Origin of the sequence: Amycolatopsis sp. lyj-84, assembly GCF_046549075.1 — a bacterium.
Classification (GTDB): Bacteria; Actinomycetota; Actinomycetes; order Mycobacteriales; family Pseudonocardiaceae; genus Amycolatopsis.
Genome location: NZ_JAJPWO010000010.1, coordinates 220,605 through 238,705, shown reverse-complemented (window position 1 = coordinate 238,705; position 18,101 = coordinate 220,605). Strand labels below are relative to the sequence as shown.

General features: G+C 69.8%; 18 protein-coding genes. 11 read left to right on the top strand and 7 right to left on the bottom strand.

Annotation, left to right across the window (positions count from 1 at the left end; translation table 11 throughout):
• Positions 1-19 precede the first annotated feature (19 nt).
• Positions 20-1,141, top strand: a complete 1,122-nt coding sequence (locus ACLJRM_RS29070; protein ID WP_410664853.1) for an epoxide hydrolase family protein — start codon at positions 20-22, stop codon at positions 1,139-1,141.
• 28 nt (positions 1,142-1,169) lie between these two features.
• Here ACLJRM_RS29070 and ACLJRM_RS29065 read toward each other — a convergent pair whose 3' ends face one another.
• Complete coding sequence (locus tag ACLJRM_RS29065; RefSeq protein ID WP_101612892.1) at positions 1,170-2,045, bottom strand: AraC family transcriptional regulator; 876 nt, start codon at positions 2,043-2,045, stop codon at positions 1,170-1,172.
• A gap of 94 nt (positions 2,046-2,139) precedes the next feature.
• Here ACLJRM_RS29065 and ACLJRM_RS29060 point away from each other — a divergent pair, with 94 nt between their 5' ends.
• From ACLJRM_RS29060 to ACLJRM_RS29050, 3 genes are all read left to right on the top strand, one after another.
• Entirely contained in the window at positions 2,140-3,144 is a 1,005-nt protein-coding gene (locus tag ACLJRM_RS29060; RefSeq protein ID WP_101612893.1) for an aldo/keto reductase, read from the top strand.
• Positions 3,145-3,622: 478 nt separating this feature from the next.
• On the top strand, positions 3,623-5,203 hold the full coding sequence (locus tag ACLJRM_RS29055) for an amidase (RefSeq protein WP_410664852.1): 1,581 nt from the start codon (positions 3,623-3,625) through the stop codon (positions 5,201-5,203).
• A 267-nt stretch (positions 5,204-5,470) separates the two neighbouring features.
• Positions 5,471-8,005 (top strand): DNRLRE domain-containing protein, encoded by a 2,535-nt coding sequence (locus tag ACLJRM_RS29050; protein ID WP_410664851.1) that lies wholly within the window; start codon positions 5,471-5,473, stop codon positions 8,003-8,005.
• 90 nt (positions 8,006-8,095) lie between these two features.
• Here ACLJRM_RS29050 and ACLJRM_RS29045 read toward each other — a convergent pair whose 3' ends face one another.
• The 3 genes from ACLJRM_RS29045 to ACLJRM_RS29035 form a co-directional block, all read right to left on the bottom strand.
• Positions 8,096-8,527 carry a DUF6892 domain-containing protein gene (locus ACLJRM_RS29045; protein WP_410664850.1) on the bottom strand — a complete coding sequence of 144 codons (432 nt, stop codon included), beginning with the start codon at positions 8,525-8,527 and terminating at the stop codon, positions 8,096-8,098.
• Positions 8,528-8,692: 165 nt separating this feature from the next.
• Positions 8,693-9,061 carry a hypothetical protein gene (locus tag ACLJRM_RS29040; RefSeq protein WP_410664849.1) on the bottom strand — a complete coding sequence of 123 codons (369 nt, stop codon included), beginning with the start codon at positions 9,059-9,061 and terminating at the stop codon, positions 8,693-8,695.
• Positions 9,062-9,170: 109 nt separating this feature from the next.
• Positions 9,171-9,545 carry an SgcJ/EcaC family oxidoreductase gene (locus ACLJRM_RS29035; RefSeq protein ID WP_410664848.1) on the bottom strand — a complete coding sequence of 125 codons (375 nt, stop codon included), beginning with the start codon at positions 9,543-9,545 and terminating at the stop codon, positions 9,171-9,173.
• A gap of 86 nt (positions 9,546-9,631) precedes the next feature.
• Between ACLJRM_RS29035 and ACLJRM_RS29030 the strand changes: the two genes are divergently transcribed.
• From ACLJRM_RS29030 to ACLJRM_RS29000, 7 genes are all read left to right on the top strand, one after another.
• Positions 9,632-10,258 carry a TetR/AcrR family transcriptional regulator gene (locus ACLJRM_RS29030; RefSeq protein ID WP_199193077.1) on the top strand — a complete coding sequence of 209 codons (627 nt, stop codon included), beginning with the start codon at positions 9,632-9,634 and terminating at the stop codon, positions 10,256-10,258.
• Between the two features lie 189 nt (positions 10,259-10,447).
• The gene (locus tag ACLJRM_RS29025; RefSeq protein WP_101612899.1) at positions 10,448-11,788 is read left to right on the top strand and encodes an ATP-binding protein; all 1,341 of its coding nucleotides are present in this window, start codon (positions 10,448-10,450) and stop codon (positions 11,786-11,788) included.
• Positions 11,785-12,213, top strand: a complete 429-nt coding sequence (locus ACLJRM_RS29020) for a roadblock/LC7 domain-containing protein (RefSeq protein ID WP_005153253.1) — start codon at positions 11,785-11,787, stop codon at positions 12,211-12,213. Before ACLJRM_RS29025 ends, ACLJRM_RS29020 begins: the two co-directional genes overlap by 4 nt.
• The gene (locus ACLJRM_RS29015; protein WP_020634220.1) at positions 12,210-12,563 is read left to right on the top strand and encodes a DUF742 domain-containing protein; all 354 of its coding nucleotides are present in this window, start codon (positions 12,210-12,212) and stop codon (positions 12,561-12,563) included. Before ACLJRM_RS29020 ends, ACLJRM_RS29015 begins: the two co-directional genes overlap by 4 nt.
• Positions 12,541-13,137 (top strand): GTP-binding protein, encoded by a 597-nt coding sequence (locus ACLJRM_RS29010; RefSeq protein WP_101612900.1) that lies wholly within the window; start codon positions 12,541-12,543, stop codon positions 13,135-13,137. The genes ACLJRM_RS29015 and ACLJRM_RS29010 overlap by 23 nt, the downstream gene beginning before the upstream one ends.
• Positions 13,134-14,513 (top strand): cytochrome P450, encoded by a 1,380-nt coding sequence (locus ACLJRM_RS29005; protein WP_101612901.1) that lies wholly within the window; start codon positions 13,134-13,136, stop codon positions 14,511-14,513. The genes ACLJRM_RS29010 and ACLJRM_RS29005 overlap by 4 nt, the downstream gene beginning before the upstream one ends.
• Positions 14,495-15,601 carry a cytochrome P450 family protein gene (locus ACLJRM_RS29000; RefSeq protein ID WP_410664927.1) on the top strand — a complete coding sequence of 369 codons (1,107 nt, stop codon included), beginning with the start codon at positions 14,495-14,497 and terminating at the stop codon, positions 15,599-15,601. The genes ACLJRM_RS29005 and ACLJRM_RS29000 overlap by 19 nt, the downstream gene beginning before the upstream one ends.
• A 76-nt stretch (positions 15,602-15,677) precedes the next feature.
• On the opposite strand, the gene ACLJRM_RS28995 is transcribed toward ACLJRM_RS29000, so the two are convergent.
• The 3 genes from ACLJRM_RS28995 to ACLJRM_RS28985 form a co-directional block, all read right to left on the bottom strand.
• A complete protein-coding gene (locus ACLJRM_RS28995; RefSeq protein ID WP_410664847.1) occupies positions 15,678-16,328 on the bottom strand; it encodes an SRPBCC family protein in 651 nt (216 codons plus the stop codon).
• Between the two features lie 154 nt (positions 16,329-16,482).
• Positions 16,483-16,797: a helix-turn-helix domain-containing protein gene (locus tag ACLJRM_RS28990; protein ID WP_410664846.1), complete on the bottom strand. Its 315-nt coding sequence runs from the start codon at positions 16,795-16,797 to the stop codon at positions 16,483-16,485.
• A 15-nt stretch (positions 16,798-16,812) separates the two neighbouring features.
• Positions 16,813-18,069, bottom strand: coding sequence for a helix-turn-helix domain-containing protein (locus tag ACLJRM_RS28985; RefSeq protein ID WP_410664845.1), 1,257 nt, complete (start codon positions 18,067-18,069; stop codon positions 16,813-16,815).
• Between the last annotated feature and the right edge of the window lie 32 nt (positions 18,070-18,101).

The following is an 18,101-nucleotide window of genomic DNA, read 5'->3' as shown; positions in this document are numbered from 1 at the left end:
CGAGGAAGGAAGCACCGCCATGGCAGCAGAACCGTTCGAGGTCAGCATCACCGAAGCCGAGATCGCCGATCTGCGTGAACGGTTGCGCCGGACGCGGTGGCCCGAGCCCGAGCCGGTGGACGACTGGTCACAGGGTTTGCCGCTGGCGTACGCGCAGGAGCTCTGCCGCAGCTGGGCCGAGGACTACGACTTCGGGTTCGCCGGGCGGCTGAACGTCTTCCCGCAGTACCGCGACACGATCGACGGGCTGGGCATCCACTTCCTGCACGTCCGCTCGCCGGAGCCGGACGCGTTCCCGCTCGTGCTCACGCACGGGTGGCCGGGTTCGGTGCTGGAGTTCCTGGAGATCCTCGGCCCGCTGACCGATCCGCGCGCGCACGGCGGTGACCCGGCGGACGCGTTCCACGTGGTCGCGCCGTCGTTGCCCGGGTACGGCTGGAGTGACAAGCCGTCGACGACCGGGTGGGGCATCACGCGCACCGCCCGCGCCTGGGACACGCTGATGGTTTCGCTGGGCTACGAGCGCTACGGCGCGCAGGGCGGTGACTGGGGTTCGGCGGTGTCCGGCGCGCTGGGCGAGGTGGCACCCGAGCGGGTCGCCGGCGTGCACCTGAACCTGGGATCCGTGGCGGCGGGCACGTTCGACGACCCGACGTCCGCGGAACTGGCGAACCTCGCGGCCGAGAAGGAGTTCCAGCGCACCGGCCGGGGATACTCGGCGCTCCAGGCGACCCGGCCGCAGACGCTCGGCTACGGCCTCACCGACTCCCCGGCGGGGCAGGCCGCCTGGATCGCCGAGAAGTTCTGGGCATGGACGGACAACGACGGCCATCCCGAGAACGTGTTGTCGCGGCAGACGATCCTCGACGAGATCTCGGTCTATTGGTTCACCGCGTCGGCCACGTCGTCGGCGCGCCTGTACTGGGAAAGCTTCGCCGACTTCCGGGACAAGGTGACCGCGCCGTCCGGGCTGTCGGTCTACCCGCGCGACATCACCCGCCCATCGCGGCGGGAGGCCGAACTGCGGTTCACCGACCTGCGCTGGTTCGAGGAACTGCCGCGAGGCGGCCACTTCGCCGCCCTGGAGCAGCCGGAGTCGCTGATCGAGCAGGTGCGCGGGTTCTTCCGTCTCTTCCGCTGACCGTCTTCCCTTCTCCCGGAAAGGCCCGCTAGGAGCGGCTGTCGGTGAGCCTGTCGCGCAGGCGGGCGGCGTCGCGCATCGGCGGCAGGCCGTAGGCGCGGCGGTATTCCCGGGTGAACTGGGTGGCGCTGGCGTAGCCGACGGCATCGGCGGTGTGCGCGGCCGTGGTGTCGCCTGCCACCAGCAGGCGCCGCGCCTCCTGGAGTCGCAGGTGCTTCTGGAACCGCAGCGGGCTCATGCCGGTGGCGGCCTTGAAATGCCGGTGCAGGGTGGCCGGGCTCATGTGCGCGACCGCCGCGACCCGCTCCACGGTGATGGGCTCGGTGAAGTGGGCGGCGATCCAGTCGGCCGCGGCGCGCACCCTGGTCAAGGCCGAGCCGGTGGCCGCGAACTGGCGCAGGGTCGGGCCAAGCGCGCCGCCGAGCAGGCGGTAGAGGATCTCGGCCTCCACGCGGGCGGCCAGCGGCCGGATGTCGTCGGGGGTGTCGAGCAGCCGCACCCAGCGTGTGACGGCGTCGACCAGTTCCGGGGTCATCGTGGCGGAGACCTGGCCCGCGGCCGGGGTGGCCGGGGCCTCGCCGTCGAGTTCGAGCAGCAGGTCGGCCAAGACGGGGCCGTCGAGGTGCAGCACGGCCGAGCGGTACGGCACCTCCTCGAACACGGCGGTGACCGGCAGGTCGAGCGAGTTGAGGAACATGTCGCCGCGGCGGGCCGACCGGCTGTGTTCCCCCGTGATGGTGCGCTTGGAGCCCTCGGCGATGAAGCACACCATCGGCTCGTAGCGCAGGTCGAGAGGGTCGACCACCTCGTCGAGGGCGACCACGGTGAGCCGGGGCACGGCGGTGGCGCCGGACCACAGGCCGTTGCGGTGACGGCCCACGGCCGCCGCGAGCTGGTCGAGCACGGGCTGCTCCGAACAGGATGGGTGAGAGGATCAGGCAATCCTATGCGGTTCACCGCTCATGCCGGCGCGACGAGTGCGCTCTAGCGTCGAAGGTATGACACAGCTGCAGAACCTGCCCGCCCGCGTGCTCGGCACGCAGGGCCTGGAGGTCGGCGCGATCGGCCTCGGCACGATGGGCATGACGATGGCGTACGGCGCGGGCGACGAGGCGGGCGGCATCGCCACCATCCGCCGCGCCCACGAGTTGGGCGTCACCCTGTTCGACACCGCCGAGCTGTACGGCATGGGCACCGGCAGCAACGAGCGGCTGCTGGGGCGGGCGGTGGCCGGATTCCGGGACGAGGTCGTGCTCGCCACGAAGTTCGGCTTCGACCTGACCGACCCGGCGAACGTGGGTGCGAAGCTCGACAGCAGGCCCGAGCACATCCGCGAGGTCACCGAGAACAGCCTCCGGTACCTGGGTACCGACCACGTCGACGTCCTCTACCAGCACCGGGTGGACCCGGACGTGCCGATCGAGGACGTGGCGGGCATGGTCGGCGAGCTGATCGCCGAAGGCAAGGTCCGTTTCTTCGGGCTGAGCGAGGCGGGCCCGGACGTGCTGCGGCGCGCGCACGCCGTGCACCCGGTGTCGGTGCTGCAGACCGAGTACTCGGTGTTCGAGCGCGCGGTCGAGGTCGAGGTGCTGCCGGTGGTGCGGGAGCTGGGCATCGGGTTCGTTCCGTACTCGCCGCTGGGCCGCGGGTTCCTCACGTCCGCGGTGAAGCCGGCGGCCGAGTACCCGGCGGACGACATGCGCAGCTGGGACGACCGGTGGCAGCCGGGCAACTACGAGCGCAACGTCGCCGCGGTCGAGGCGCTGACCGCGCTGGCACGGGAGAAGGGCGCGACGGTGACCCAGCTCGCGCTGGCGTGGCTGCTGACGCAGGGCGACGACGTCGTGCCGATCCCGGGCACGCGCAGCCCGGGGCGGCTGGCCGAGAACGTGGCGGCGGCGCACCTGGTGCTGACGGCGGACGACCTGGCGCGAGTGCAGGAGGTCCTGCCCAAGGGCGCGGCCGGCTCCCGCTACCCCGAGGCGATGATGCCGACCTGGTGAGGTGATCGGCCGGCAGAGCCGGCCACACCGCCGAACGAGGAGCTCTGAAGGCCGTCGGGCAGCTCGATTTCCTTTGCTCGCAGATCGGCCCGCGAGGAAAGGTGCCCGGTTCGTTCAATTCGACGAATTGCATCGGTCGTTCTCGTGTCCGGTTACGAACCCTCGTCACTCGCGCTCGAACTGTGGTTCCGACCCCGGAATGGTGGATCACCCGGCTGGATGACCCGGCTCGCGTGTTGCCTGGTCAGCGGGTTCCATTGTGGACGGGGTGGGGTTAACCCCACCCCGACTGGGCAGCAGGTGCCATCGCCTCACGCTGTCGGACGGCTTAAAGTTCGGTTATCGGACTTGGAGCCGGTCCACGCGGCAGGAAATCGATCCCCGCGTCAGAAAGTTCACCATTTCGGGGCGCCGTGAACGGTTCTCGAACAAGGAGGAAACAATGCGGTCGTCAGCTCGCACACGACGGCGTGGGATCGTGTCGGCACTGACAGGTGCCTGTCTTCTGCTGCCCGCGGCGGCGCACGCCGACGATCGCCCGACCTCGCTCCAGGCCGCGGAGATGAGCACCGCGCTGGACCGGCTGACCATCCCGGATCTGCAGCGGGCCATGGATGGCAGGCTGCTGAGTTCCGAGCGGCTCACGCGTGGCTACCTCGATCGCGTCAACGCCCTCAATCCGCGTCTGAACGCGGTGGTGCAGACGAATCCGGACGCGCTCGCGCTCGCGCGCCAGAGCGACAGCCGTCGCCGCGCCCACCAGGCGCGGGGACCGCTGGAAGGTATCCCGATCCTGCTGAAGGAGAACATCGACACCGCGGACCGCCAGACCACCACCGCGGGCTCGACAGCGTTGCGCACGGCGAAACCGGCCAAGGACGCGTTCCTGGTGCAACGTCTGCGCGATGCCGGTGCGGTCATCCTCGGCAAGGCGAACATGTCCGAGTGGGCCAACTTCTACGGCTCCAGGCAGATCCCGGGCTGGAGCGCCGTCGGTGGCCAGACCCGCAACCCCTACGTCCTCGACCGGAGCCCGTGCGGTTCGTCCAGCGGTTCCGCGGCAGCGGCGGCGGCCGGGCTGGCGACGGTGACGATCGGCACGGAGACCGACTCGTCGATCGTGTGCCCGTCCGCCGCGACGTCGACGGTCGGCATGAAGACCACGCTGGGGGTGGTCAGCCGCGGCGGTGTCGTGCCGATCACGAACCAGCACGACACCCCAGGCCCCATCGCCCGCACGGTGACCGACGCGGCACTGACCCTCGCGGTGATGGCGGGAGCCGACGCGGCGGATCCGGCCACGGCACCGGTCGCGGGCGCCGTGCCCGCCGACTACCGCACCATGCTCGACCGCGATTCGTTGCGCGGCAAGCGAATCGGTGTGTGGCGCAAGGGACACGAGGGAATCGACCGCGACGTCGACCGGGTCTTCGAGTCCACTGTTCAGCGGCTCCGCGCCCTGGGCGCCACCGTCGTCGAAGGAGCGGACGTCCCCGACGTCATCGGAATGGTCCAGCCGCATTTGCTGCCCGCCGTGCTGACCGAGTTCAAGCACGACCTCAACGGCTATCTCGCGGCGACCCCGGGCGGGCATCCCAAGAACCTCACCGACCTCATCGCCTACAACAAGAAGAACGCGGCGATCGAATTGCCGGGCTTCGACCAAGACCTGCTCGAGATGGCCGACGAGACCGACGGAAACCTGAACGATCCGACCTACCGCGCCCACCGGGCGGCGGCGACCGGACAGGCACGGGACTCGATCGACGCCGTCGTGAAGAAGTACCGCCTCGACGCGATCGTGACGGCCACCGACCTGCCCGCCCCGCCGATCTTAGGGGGCGGCGGTAGTCCCTTCGTCAGCAGCACCCGCAGCACGTCGACAGCCGGATATCCGCACATCACCGTTCCGGGAGGCTTCGCCCGGACAGGGCTGCCGATCGGCATCTCGTTCCTCGGCACCCGCATGACCGACGCGTCCCTGCTCGGTTACGCCTACGCCTACGAACAGGCCACCCACGCCCGGAAGGCGCCGCACTACCTGCCCACCGCACGCTGACGTCCAAGGCCTGACCCCGTCCGACGGGGTCAGGCCTTCGTGCCGGACTCCGGCACCTTGAGGTCGTCGGTATCGAAGAGCCGGTCGATGAGCCCGCCCAAGTGCGTCCAATGCTCACCGGAGAGGTCGCGGGCGGCAACCGATTCTCCCCTTCACGCGTGTTCGTCATGCATGCACGGACAAGGGGAGGGCCAGCATGACTTTCGAAGATCACTGACGTTGCTCACCGTCGCGCTCGTCATCGCGCCGATTGTCACCGGTGGTGCGATGGCGGCAGCGGAAACCACCGGTCAACAGCGTTCCGAGGTGACGCTGTCCGCGACGTCCTGGGGTCACGTCGACTCGGCGACACCGACCACCGCCTACTTCAAGCCATCCGGCAACTCGCCGATCGGTACCTGGGACACCACACCGCACCGCCAACGCTCCTACGTGAATTTCGACCTGAGTTCGTTGCGGGGCGCGCCGTTCACGACGGTGCTGCTGTCGGCCGGCGAGACGCACTACGTCGGCTGTGACAGCCGCGCCACCGAGGTGTGGCGGACCTCCGCCTACACGAAGCAGTCGACCTGGCAGAACCGCCCGGTGGAGCGGTCACGGGTAGCGTCCAGGGGTGCCGACGGCACCTGCGTCGACAACGACGCCACGTTCGACGTCACCACCGCGGTGCGGGACGCGGTCGCCCACAAGGTCCGTCATCTCACGCTGGGTTTCCGTGTCGCCGAAGCCCACGAGGCGGACCCGGCGTTCTATCGGCTGATCGAGGCTCCGGCAACGCTGCGGGTGGTCAACAACGCGCCGCCCGCGACGCCGACCGACCTCCGCGCCAACGACGAACCCTGTGCCAAGGACGGCACCGGAGCGCTGGCGAGCCGCCAGTTGAAGCTGAGCGCACAGGCAACCGACCCGGACGGCGACTTTACGTCCGGGCAGTTCGCGTGGTGGCCGGTGGCGGACCCGTCGCAACGGCACACGGGTGCCGGGTCGGGCAACCCCGCCGCGGCGTACCCGGACACCTCGGACCTCGCCGACGGCACCTACGCGTGGGAGGTGTACGCGCAGGACAACTGGGGCGCGAAGTCGTCCACGGTCGGCCCGTGCCGGTTCACCGTCGACCGCACGGACCCGAAGGCGCCTGCCGTCGTCTCCGCGACGTACCCCGCGGACGCAGAGGGCGGCGGGGTCGGTGTGGCGGGCGAGTTCACCTTTTCCCCCAACGGTTCCACCGACGTCGCGCGGTACGACTACAACTTCGGCGGGGAAACGCGGGAGATCGCCGCGGGCCCCGACGGCACGGCCACCGTCAGCTTCACACCGACGACCAACGGCTGGCAGTCGGTGGTCGTGCGGGCGTGGGACCGGGCGGGCAACCTCTCGCTCAGCACCTACCACTCGTTCATCGTCAAGGAGACGCGGCCGACGGTCACGTCCGACCGCTACCCGCCGCGGGGCGGCCCCGACGGCGGCATCGGCGTGCCGGGTGTGTTCCGGTTCGCGCCGGGGATGCCGAACGTCGTGGCGTACGACCACCGGCTGGACGACGGCGCGTCCGCCACGGTCACGGCGGGCCAGGACGGCGTCGCCGAGGTGACGATCACGCCGGCCACCGGTGGTGATCACGTGCTTTTCGTGCGCAGCACCGACACCGCGGGCGTAAAGTCGCCGGAACGGGAGTACCGATTCCTCGTCGACGCGTCACCGGTGGTGGGCGGGCCCGAAAACGTCGACCTCGGCACGTCGGCCACGTACACGGCGAAACCGAGAATGCCGGGCGTGGCCGAGTACGACTACTGGTTCGCGAGTGCCGAGAGTACGAAGTGGACGGTCAAGGCGAACGCCGACGGAACCGCCACGCTGCCGGTCGAATTCACCTCGGCTGACCAGAACGTGCTGCGGGTGCAGGCCCGCGACGCGTCCGGCGGGCTGTCCCCGGTGACGGAGAAACGGTTGTCGCTCAACACTTGGCGTCCGACGATCGGCTACGTGGGTGACATCGCGACGGAGGGCAAGGCTGCCACGTTCACCTTCACCACCCCGATGCCGAACGCCGTGGAGTTCGAGTACTGGCTGACGGCGGACCCGGCGACCAGGTGGACCGTGCCGGTCAGCGGGAACACCGCGACGGTGAGCTACACCCCGCCGAGGATCGGCGACTACGAGATGCTGGCGCGCGCGAAGAACACGGCGGGCGTGTGGTCGGCGGCGGACAACATCACGTGGACGGTGACGAACGATCCGACGGTGACCTCGAAGGAGTTCCAGGCGAACGGGCGGGTGTTCCCCGGCAGCTTCACGTTCGAAGCCCGCCAGCCTGGCGCGGTGGCGTTCGAGTACTCGTTCGGCTGGGGTCCGTTCCAGCGGACAGCCGCTCAGAACGGGCGAGCCGTACTGGCATGGACTCCTCCGCTGCCGCCGGAAGGCTCGGCCCACCACAACCTGCGGGTGCGTACGGTGACCGCCGAAAATGTCTCCTCGCAGGAGAAAACGTACTACTTCACCATATTGAGCGCGCCGTACGTGTCGTCCAAGGAATACCCGGAAAGCGAGTGGTCGGGCGGTGCCGGTGTGCCGGGGACGTTCACCTTCACGCCGGGTATGCCGGGCATCGTCTCGTACACCTACTCCGTCCGGAACGACCGAGGCGCCGTGACGGAGGAGCTCACCGTACCGGCGGACGGTTCGGGTGCGGGGACGATGACGTGGACCCCACCGGCCCTAGGCATCTACACGGTCTTCGTGCGGGGTAACACGGCCGACGGCACCAGGTCGGGTGGCGTCGGCTACTCGGTGTACGTCAACTGACCGCGTGATCAGCGGCCCCGCTCCCGCCAGGGAGCGGGGCCGCCTGCTCGGCAGCGGCAGAAATCTCCGGCGAACACTCGCTCGCGGGGGTCATCCCACGGCGATTCCGCGGGCCTTGAGGGTGTCCTCGGCGCCGGGGGCGGCCATCATGGCCTCGTCGCCGCCGTGGATCACGCGGAGGTTGGGCAGCAGGGCGAGGTCGTCCAGTGAGGTGACGTCGAAGAGCTCGTCCTCTCCGTCCCAGAACGGCGAGCACTGGTGGTAGATCTCCAAGCCGCCGTCAGTGGTCAGTTCTTCCACAGCGGCCAGTTGTTCGGGGGTGATCTCCAAGTCGGTGAAGTACTGGCGGGCTTCATCGAGGACGGTGTAGAGCAGGTCCTGTTCGCGCAGGTACTTCCACAGGTCGCCGGTGGCGCCCTTGGCGTGGAGCACGTCGGCGATCCGGAAACGGGGCTGGATGAGCTTGTCCTGGTACATGAGCTTGTCGATGACCAGCAGCTTGAAGTTGAAGTCGCGGAACATGCCCCAACATCTACCAGACCGCCCCGACAATCCTGGCGTGTTCACGGGCGGGTCGTGCCGGACTGAAGGCTCCCTTCGCCGCGTTCGATGCGGTGAAGGGAGAGTTCAAGGCCTACTGGCGGGCCTGCTCCCGCCGCCGACCCCCGCCACGTTCGCCCTTGCCCCTCAACAACTTGGACTGGCAGCGGCCAGCGAATACTGGCACGAAGACGAGGGGTTCACCGGTCGCCAGGTCGTAGTATCCGGCGACTGCCACGCGCCTTCCGCGGCGCGGATCACCTCACCCCCCGTCCGGGACGGCGGGAAGCAGGTGAAGTCCACATAGGACGTACGACCGGTGCCGGTATCGCGCTTCCCAGTGGTGGTCCGGCGTACGTCCGGGTAGTCCCGCGGACGCTCGAGCGCGGGCTCGTGGGCCGTGGTGATCAGGAAGTTCCGCAGCCCTTCCGGCACCGGCCAGAAGAACGACTGCGGCACCACCTGTCGGGACCAGCGGCCATAGCGGCTTTCCAACGGGTCACCCGTCGACGGCATCCGGGTGCCCTGCGCCGCCGACGCCGGTGTCAAGCCGTTGGGCCCGCAGGGATTCTTATGGTCGGGTGCGGTGATCCCGAGGTCGCCCAACCACCTTTGATCGGCTCGGTCACTTGATGGGTGTGGTTTGGACCGAGGCGATCAACCACTTCTCGTCCTGGTGGGCGAGCACGAACGTGACCGCGCCCTTGTCGGGCAGGGGAGCGTTCGGCGCGGTCCGTTCGTCCGAGACGTGCTTGGTCGCGGTGACGACGGCGGTGTCCGGCTGTATCAGCCATGCGTCGTCGATCTCGATTCTGGTCCGCACCTGAGCGAGCTGGGAGGCCATCGCCTTGTGGTAGGCGGCACGGACGGTCTCGCGGCCGTGCAGCCTGCGGCCGGCGATGTTGACCAGGTTGACGTCCTCGGTGAGCAGGTCGGCGAAGCCGTCCGGGGCGTTCTGCAGGCGGTCGCTGTCCAGTACGACCTGCTCGAAGTCCTTCATGATCGCATTCCCTTCGTATCGGAGTGTTTCGCTCCGATAGCGTAGGGCCGGAGCGTTTCGCTCCGCAAGCCGCTATGATCCAGGTCATGCCCAGGCACGCGGAAGCCGAACGCAACGACCGCGCATTGCTCGAAGCGGCGCGCGAAGTCGTGGCCGTGGACGGAGCGAAGACGTCCGTCGCGTCGATCGCGGCACGTGCGGGCGTGGGCATCGGAAGCCTGTACCGCCGGTATCGATCGAAGACCGAGCTGTTCCAGCACCTGGTGGAGATCGCGCTCGACCATTGGACCGAGATCGCCGAGCAGGGGCTGGCCAACGACGACCCCTGGGACGGGCTCGTGCACTACGTCGGCAGCGCGGTCGGCATCGGTTCGCTGGCGCCGTTGGCCGGGATGGTCACCATCACCGACGAGATGGCCGAGAAGAACGCCCGATCCGACAAGGCTTTCGCCGCGCTGATCGCCAAAGCGCACGACGCGGGTGTGCTGCGCGCGGACGTCACCGCGATCGACGTGTTGCTGCTGGTCGAACAGCTCGGCAAGTCGCCGCTGATCGAGCAATTCCAGCGCCAGGGCAGGGAAGACCTGTTGGAAGCGGCTCGCGTCGCCCGGCAACGGGTGATCGCCATCGCCTTGGCCGGACTACGCCCGAGCGACCATCCACTGCCGGGGGCACCGCCCAGCATGGACCTGCTCAGCGAACGCTGGACTTAGGTGACCCCTGCCCGATCGCCTTACCCTGCACAGAACCACTTTTCTCGCGGGAAGCGGCTGCCGCTCACGGCGTGTTTGCGCTACGGTACTCGCTGCTGATGACGTCCTTCGATCCCCGCTGCCGTGGAGCTGCCGCATGATCCCCCGGCTCGGCCCAGGCGTCCCTGCCCTGTCGATCGTGAGGATTCCATGGAGTACCCCCTGCTGACGGCGGCGCTGGTCTGTGTCTCGCTGCTCGCCGCGGCCTTCGCACTGTTGCTGGTGCGCCAGCGCCGGGTCACCGTCAACACCGGCCGTCGTGGTGAGCAGCTGCTGGCCGAACTCCGCGCCCGTCAAGAGGAGGACAGGCACCTGCTGCACAGGCGGCTGCCTGCCCTCGTCGAGTCGCAGGCCAACCAGGCCGTGACCGTGCCCGGCCCCTTGCGTGCCTTCAACGGCGAGGACCCCCACCGCGAACTGCTCGTGGTGATCGGCGAGCTGACCGGCCAGACCCGCCGCAACGCCGCCGAATCCGCCGCCGCCACCCTGCGCGCGATGATGCGCACGGTGCAGAACCTCGCGGGGGAGCAGCAGGTGCTGATCTCGGCGATGGAGGAGCGCCACGACAATCCCGACGTGCTCGACGGTCTGCTCGGCCTGGATCACGCGAACTCGCAGCTGGGCCGCCGTGCCCAGGCGACCGCCGTGCTGTGCGGTTCGTGGCCGGGCTTGCAGCGCTCCGCAGCGACCCTGACCGACGTGGTGCGCGGGGCCACCGGCCGCATCCGCGACTACGCGCGCGTGCAGATCCCGGCGCCTTCGGACACCGCGGTGGTCAGCCAGGCCGTGGAACCGGTGGTGCTCGCGGTGGCCGAGCTGCTGGACAACGGCGCCCGCCACTCGCAGCCCGGTTCACCCGTGCAGGTCAGCTTCCAGCAGGCGCACAACGGGCTGGCGATCGTCATCGACGACGCCGGGGTCGGCATGACGGTGGAAGCGGTGCAGCGCGCGGGCTGGCTACTGGAAGGCCACGGCGGTCAGGACATCGCCGCGCTCGGTGTGCCGCCGCGGATCGGCTTCGCCGTCATCGGCGTGCTTTCCCACCGCTACGGTTTCCGCGTCTCGGTGGACATGCGCTCGCCCTTCGGCGGGGTGCGCGCGGTGCTGTTCCTGCCGAGCGAGCTGCTCACCCGCGCCGCCGTCCCGGTGCCGGCACCGCAAGAGGTCCCGTCGCTGGCCGCGCCCGCCAGCCCGGCCGCGATCACCCCCAGCCCGACCCCGCGCGTGCGCGTTCCCGCGCCGGAACCCCAGCCGGCCGAACCGGCCGAGGAACTGGGTACCACCGAGCACGGCCTGCCCCGCCGTCGCCGACGCGCCCCGGTGACCGGGGCGGCCACCACCACGCTGTCGGTTCCGGTGCCGCCGCCCGCCGCGCCGGAAGTGACCGAGTCCCCGGTGAACCACAGCCCGGTCGCCACGGCCACGGCCTGGCAGCGCGGCACCCGCCAGGGCCGCGCTTCTTCCACCGATGACGAAAGGGATTTCCAGTGAGCAGCTCCGTCACCACCAACAACCGGTTGGGCTGGATGCTCGACCAGGCCCTGCAGATGCCGGAGACCATCTCCGCGGTGCTGCTCTCGGCCGACGGCCTGCTGATGGCCCATTCGCAGGGAATCACCGTGGAGGATGCCGAGCGCACCGCCGCCGCGGTCTCCGGGCTCCAGTCGCTCGCCCGCGCCACCGGCGAGTTCTGCCGTCAGCCGCCGGAGCAGTGGCGGCAGACGCTGATCGAATTCGACGGCGGGTTCGTCTTCCTGACCTCCGCCGGACAGGGCGCCTACGTCGCGGTGTCCACCACCGGCCGGGTGGACATCGAGGGCGTTTCCTCGCGCTTGCAAGAGCTGGTGCAAAGACTCGGCCAGGAACTCACCGCGCCACCGCGCTTTCCGGCCGAGGGACCTGGCAACCCGGCATGAGCGGGCAACGGCGGGAACGGGCGCTGGTCCGGCCGCACGTGGTCACCGAGGGCCGGGCCCATCCGACCCGCAACACCCTGGACGTGGCCACCGTGGTGCTGGCCACCTGGGCGCCGGTGACCGGGCTGAGCCCGGAAAAACGGCGGGTGATGGAGCTGTGCCGGGGCGGCGCGCTGGCCGTCGCGGAGGTGGCGGCGCATCTCAAGCTGCCCACCAGCGTCACCAAGGTGCTGTTGTCGGACCTGCTCGACAGCGGGCACATCGAAGCACGGGCCGCGGTGCGCGAGACCGAAGTCCCCGACCAGCAACTCCTGCAGAAGGTACTCGATGGCCTCCGTGCTCTCACCTGACCGATACGTTCCCGCCACGGTCCGGACCTCGGTGAAGATCCTCATCGTCGGCCCGTTCGCGGTGGGGAAGACCACCTTCGTCGGCACGCTCTCGGAGATCCGCCCGCTGCGCACCGAGGAGCGGATGACCCAGGCGGGCGCACTGGTCGACGACCTGTCCGGCGTGCGCGGCAAGGACACCACCACGGTGGCCATGGACTTCGGACGCCTGACACTGAGCGACGAGGTGGTGCTCTACCTCTTCGGCGCCCCGGGCCAGCAGCGGTTCACGCAGATGTGGAAGGACCTTGCCCACGGCGCGCTCGGGGCGCTGGTGCTGGTCGATCCCACCCGCCTGCAGGATTCCTTCGACGTGATGGGCCTGCTGGAGGAACTGGATTTGCCCTACGCGGTGGCGGTCAACCAGTTCGACGGCGCGCCGCGTTTCCCCGATGCCGAGGTGCGCGAGGCGCTCGATCTGCTACCCCAGACCCGGCTGGTCACCTGTGACGCCCGCGATCGCGCGTCCGCCGCCTCGGCGCTGATCAGCCTGGTCGACTACCTGTTCACTCCCGGCCGCCAGGAGCATTCGTGACCGTTCCCGCCATCCCGCCCCCCGGTTGTCCCGCTCACGCGACGCGCACCCCGCTCTACGACGAGGAGTTCGCCGCGAACCCGGCGAGGGTCTACGCGCGGATGCGCAAGGAACACGGCCACGTCGCGCCGGTCGAGCTGTCGCCGGGGGTGAACGCGAGCCTGGTGCTGAGCTACGAGGCGGCGCTGGACGTGCTGCGCTCCCCGCAGACCTATCCGCGGGACCCGCGCCGCTGGCAGGCCGGTCAGCCGCCGGACAACCCGGTGATGCCGATGATGGGCTACCGGCCGAACTGCCTGTTCACCGACGGCGCGGTGCACGCGCGCTACCGCAGCGCGGTCACCGACAGCATCTCGCGGGTGAACCCGCACGCCCTTCTGGCCTACGTGGAGAAGGCCGCGCGCGAGCTGATCGCGAAGTTCTCCCGGAACGGCCGGGCGGATCTGCTCACCGAGTACGCCGGAACCCTTTCCCTGCAGGTGTTCAACCACCTCTTCGGCTGCCCGCCGGAACTGGGCGAGCGGCTCACCGCGGGGATGCGCGGGATCTTCGACATGGTGGACCCGGAGCGCGCCAACGCCGAGCTGACCGCGGCCATGCTGGACCTGCTGGCGCTCAAGCGACGGCAGCCGAGCCAGGACGTGCCCTCGTGGATGATGGCGCATCCCTCGAGGCTGACCGACGAGGAGATGCTGCACCAGCTGGTGCTGCTGATGGGCGCGGGCACCGAACCGCAGCAGAACCTGATCGCCAACGGGCTGCGCCTGCTGCTGGTCGATGAGCGCTTCGCCGGGGACCTGGCAGGCGGCAGTCTGCACGTGGAGGACGCGCTGGAGGAGATCCTCTGGAGCGACCCGCCGATGGCCAACTACTCCGCCGGTTACCCCTATCCGGCGGCCGACCTGATGGGCGCGCGTCTGCCCGCCGACGAGCCCGTGGTGATCAGTTTCGCCGCCGCCAACACCGATCCCGAGCTGGGGGAGGCCCAGCGGGCCGGTAACCGGGCGCACATCGCCTGGAGCGCCGGGGTGCACTCCTGCCCCGCGCAGGGCCCGGCGCGGCTGATCGCCACCACCGCCATCGAGACCCTGCTCGACGCGCTGCCGGATCTGCGCCTGGCCGTGCCGGACGCCGAACTGCGCTGGCGGCCGGGACCGTTCCACCGCGCGCTGGCCGGTCTCCCGGTCCTGTTCACCCCCGTCGTCGCACCGGCCAGTCCCGTTCCCGACCCGACAGGAGAGCACCCATGGCACCAGCCCGCCCGTTCGTCCTCGATCCCAACGGCCGTGACGTCCACACCGAAGGCGCCGAACTCCGCGCCCGCGGAGCCGCGACGCTGGTGGAACTCCCTGGCGAAGTGGTGGCGTGGTCAGTAACCCAGCCGGAACTGCTGCGGAAACTGCTGGCCGACCCGCGGGTGTCGAAGAACCCGAACCTGCACTGGGCGGCCTACCGCGACGGTGAGATCCCCGAGGACTGGCCGCTGCGGATCTGGGTCTCGGTGCAGAACATGTTCACCGCCTACGGTGGCGACCACCGGCGGCTCCGTTCGCTGGTGTCGAAGGCGTTCACCCCGCGCCGGGTGGAAGCACTGCGGCCGTGGGTCGAGGAGCTGACCACCGGCCTGCTGGACCGGCTCGCCGCCGGGCCGGATTCGGTGGACCTGAGGGAGAACTTCGCCTATCCGCTGCCGATCGAGGTGATCTGCCAGCTGTTCGGCGTGCCCGAGGAGCACCGGCCGGAGCTGCGGCGCGCGGTGGACGGGGTGTTCAACACCTCGCTCAGCGCCGAGGAGGCGCAGGCGAACGGCGTGCTGATGTACGGGATTCTCGGGCAGCTGGTGGCGAACGGGCGGGTGAACCCCGGTGAGGACCTCGCCAGCGGCCTGATCGCCGCGCGGGACGAGGACGGTTCGGTGCTGGAGGAGGCCGAGCTGATCGACACGCTGATCCTGATGATCTCGGCCGGGCACGAGACCACGGTGAACCTGCTGCACCACGCGATCCTGGCGCTGCTGACGCATCCGGAGGAGCTGGCGAAGGTGCGCTCAGGGGAGCACACCTGGGCCGAGGTGATCGACGAGACCATGCGGTGGCAGGCGCCGATCGCGAACCTTCCGCTGCGGTACGCGGTGGAGGACATCGAGATCGACGGGGTGCACATCAAGGCGGGCGAGGCGATCCTGGCTTCGTACGCGGCGGCGGGCCGCTCGCCCGAGGCGCACGGTGCCGACGCGGACGAGTTCCGGCTTTCGCGGGAGTCGAAGAGTCAGCACCTGTCGTTCGGGCACGGGGTGCACTACTGCCTCGGCGCGCCCTTGGCGCGGCTGGAGGCGGAACTCGCACTACCGGCGCTGTTCGAACGGTTCCCCGATCTGGCCCTGGCGGCGGAGGTTTCCGAACTGGAGAAGATGCCGTCGTTCATTTCGAACGGGCACACGAGTCTTCCGGTACGCCTCAAGTGAATGCGGTGAGGGTGGCTTTCACCGCGGATCCGCGGTGAAAGCCACCCTCACCGAGCCATTCCACGTGACCGTCAGTTCATCGCTCGTCGCCTCCGGGGACGTAGAACGCGGTGGTGGCCTCGACCGCGGCCGCCACGTGAACCGGATCGCCACCCGCGGCCAGGTGCGCTTCGCCCCATGCCGCGGCGCTGCGCCTGGCGAACTCGCGTCCCGCGGGCGAGGTCTGGAACTCCTCGTGATCGAGCGTCTCGCCGCCGGCCAGAAACCGGGACAGCGTAAGGAGATGCAGGTCCCAGCCCACACCGCCGGCACCGGGGCCGTAGGTCGGGAACATGGGCTCTCCCACGGCCGCCGCGTGGACCAGTTCGAGCTCGGTATCCCCGGCAGGGCCCGCGGACAGGCGCACCTCGACCTCGCTCGTGCCCGGCCATTCGTCGGCGCCCGGCCCGAAGAGCCAGGACACCCGTAGCCGCCGCGGCGGGTCGCAATGGAGGATCTCGCCGTGCTCGCCGCCGTCCAGCTCGAACGACCCGCCGAGTCGCAGGTCCCCGGTGACCGGCTTCAACCAGCGGCCCAGGCGCTCAGGATCGGTGATGGCGTGCCAAACCTCGTCGACCGACGCGTCGTAGCGACGCCGCAACTCCATCGTGTAAGCGTCGCCGGCGGGCAGGGTGGCCGCACCCATGGTCCGGCGCGCAGCGGCCAGTTCGTCCAGTATGTCCTTCATGTCATGACTCCTTAAGTCGAGTTCACGCCGTCCGCCGGGATCACCCTGCCCGCGCTGCCCGCGCTCGCCGAGGATGTCGAACGCATGCACAAACCGGACCGTAACAGGCATGACTTATATAAGGAAGAACTGGTATTTGTGAGGGTCCCGTAGGTCAGGGCCTCCTGGTCTCCCGCTCCTGGTAATCGCGCGGTGAAAGGCCGTGGAAGCGAGTGAAGGCGGAGCTGAAGGTCGGGAGGTGGGCGTACCCGAGGCGGCGGGCGACGGCGCTGGGTTTGGCGAAGCCGGCGAGCATGTCCCGGGCGATGCGCATGCGGGCGGCGTAGCGCCACCGCGAGAAGCTCATACCGGTCTGTTCGCGGAAGGTCCGGTGGACGGCGGCGGGCACGTCGGGTCCTGACCCGCCGGAAGTACCGATGCGGCGCAGGTAGTCGATGGCGGCTCCCCGTGCCAGGGGGTCGGTCGGCATCGGCAGCGACAGTGCTCACTGCGCGGCGACCTGGTCGGCGAACAGGTCGAGGACATGGCCGGGGTCATAGCCGTCCGGCCGCATCGGGGTGCGCGCGATGATGGAGCAGAACAGCAGGTAGTCGTCCCAGTCGGGCGAGAACTGGACCTGCAACGGCTCGGTCAGCCGCAGGTCGCCGGCATCGGCGTCCCCGATCGGCAGCGAGATCGAGTCCTGATGCACGCCCGTGACATGCTCCACGCCCGCCGGGATCCAGGTCGCGACGCCCCGGCCCCACTCGTAACGACGTTCGCCGACGCCCAGGTATCCGCTGCCGCGGTACGCCCAGCAGAGCACATGGGAGTCGTTGGCGTGCGGGATCGTGCGAGTCGCGGGAAGCAACCCGGGTGCGTCCGGCGCGACCCGGCCTCCCCGCATCATCGTCACGAGGTCCTCGGCCTGACGCACGGCAGCCGTGCGCCGGGAGTGTTCACCGGCGGCAGGGTGCGCGGAGAGCGTCCGGCTGAACCCGTACGGAGTCGACCCGAACTGCTGTCTGAACGCGCGGGTGAATCCGCTGCGGCTGGCGAAGCCCACCCGCGCGGTCACCTGGTCGACGCCGAGCCCGGCGGCCAGGAACTCGACGGCCGCGCTCAACCGGCAGCGCAGCCGCCACTGCTCGAAGGTCAGCCCGGTGTCGGCGCGGAAGTCGCGGAGCAGGGTCCGCGGGCTGGACAGCACCCGTGCCGCCCACTCGTCGACGGTGAAGTCGAGCGCGGGATTCCGCAGCAGCTCGTCGGCCACTTCCCGGGCCCCGCCGGCTCTCGGCATCGACGGCGGATCGACCCCGTCCGGCCGGGTGTCTTCGCTTCGCGGCGGCGGTCGCCGTCCAGCGCCGCGAAGAAGATCGACGAGCGCGTCCTGGGAGTATCCGTGGCCGGTCAGCGGCGTGACCATGAGGTTGAAGTGCTGGATCAGCCAGTCCTGCCAGCCGTCGGGAACCACGAACCGTCTCGGCTCGGCAGTGTTCTCGGAATGGGTCTCGGCGGCGAGACTCGGATGCGTCAACAGGGGGAAGGCGACCGTGCCCGGCTCGGTGACGAGCGTCCACCGGTTGCCGGGGTTCGCCGGAATCCAGACACCCTCGCCGCCGGCGAGCCGGCACTCCGGGCTGTCCTCCATCCGGAGGCACGCCGAGCCCGTACGGACCCAGAGCAGGAGATGCTCGGGCTGGTCCCATGAGCCGCTGGACCGCACCCGGGGGATCGACGGCGGCCGGACATCCACGCCCATGGCGTCCTAACTATGTGGCGATCCACGCACAC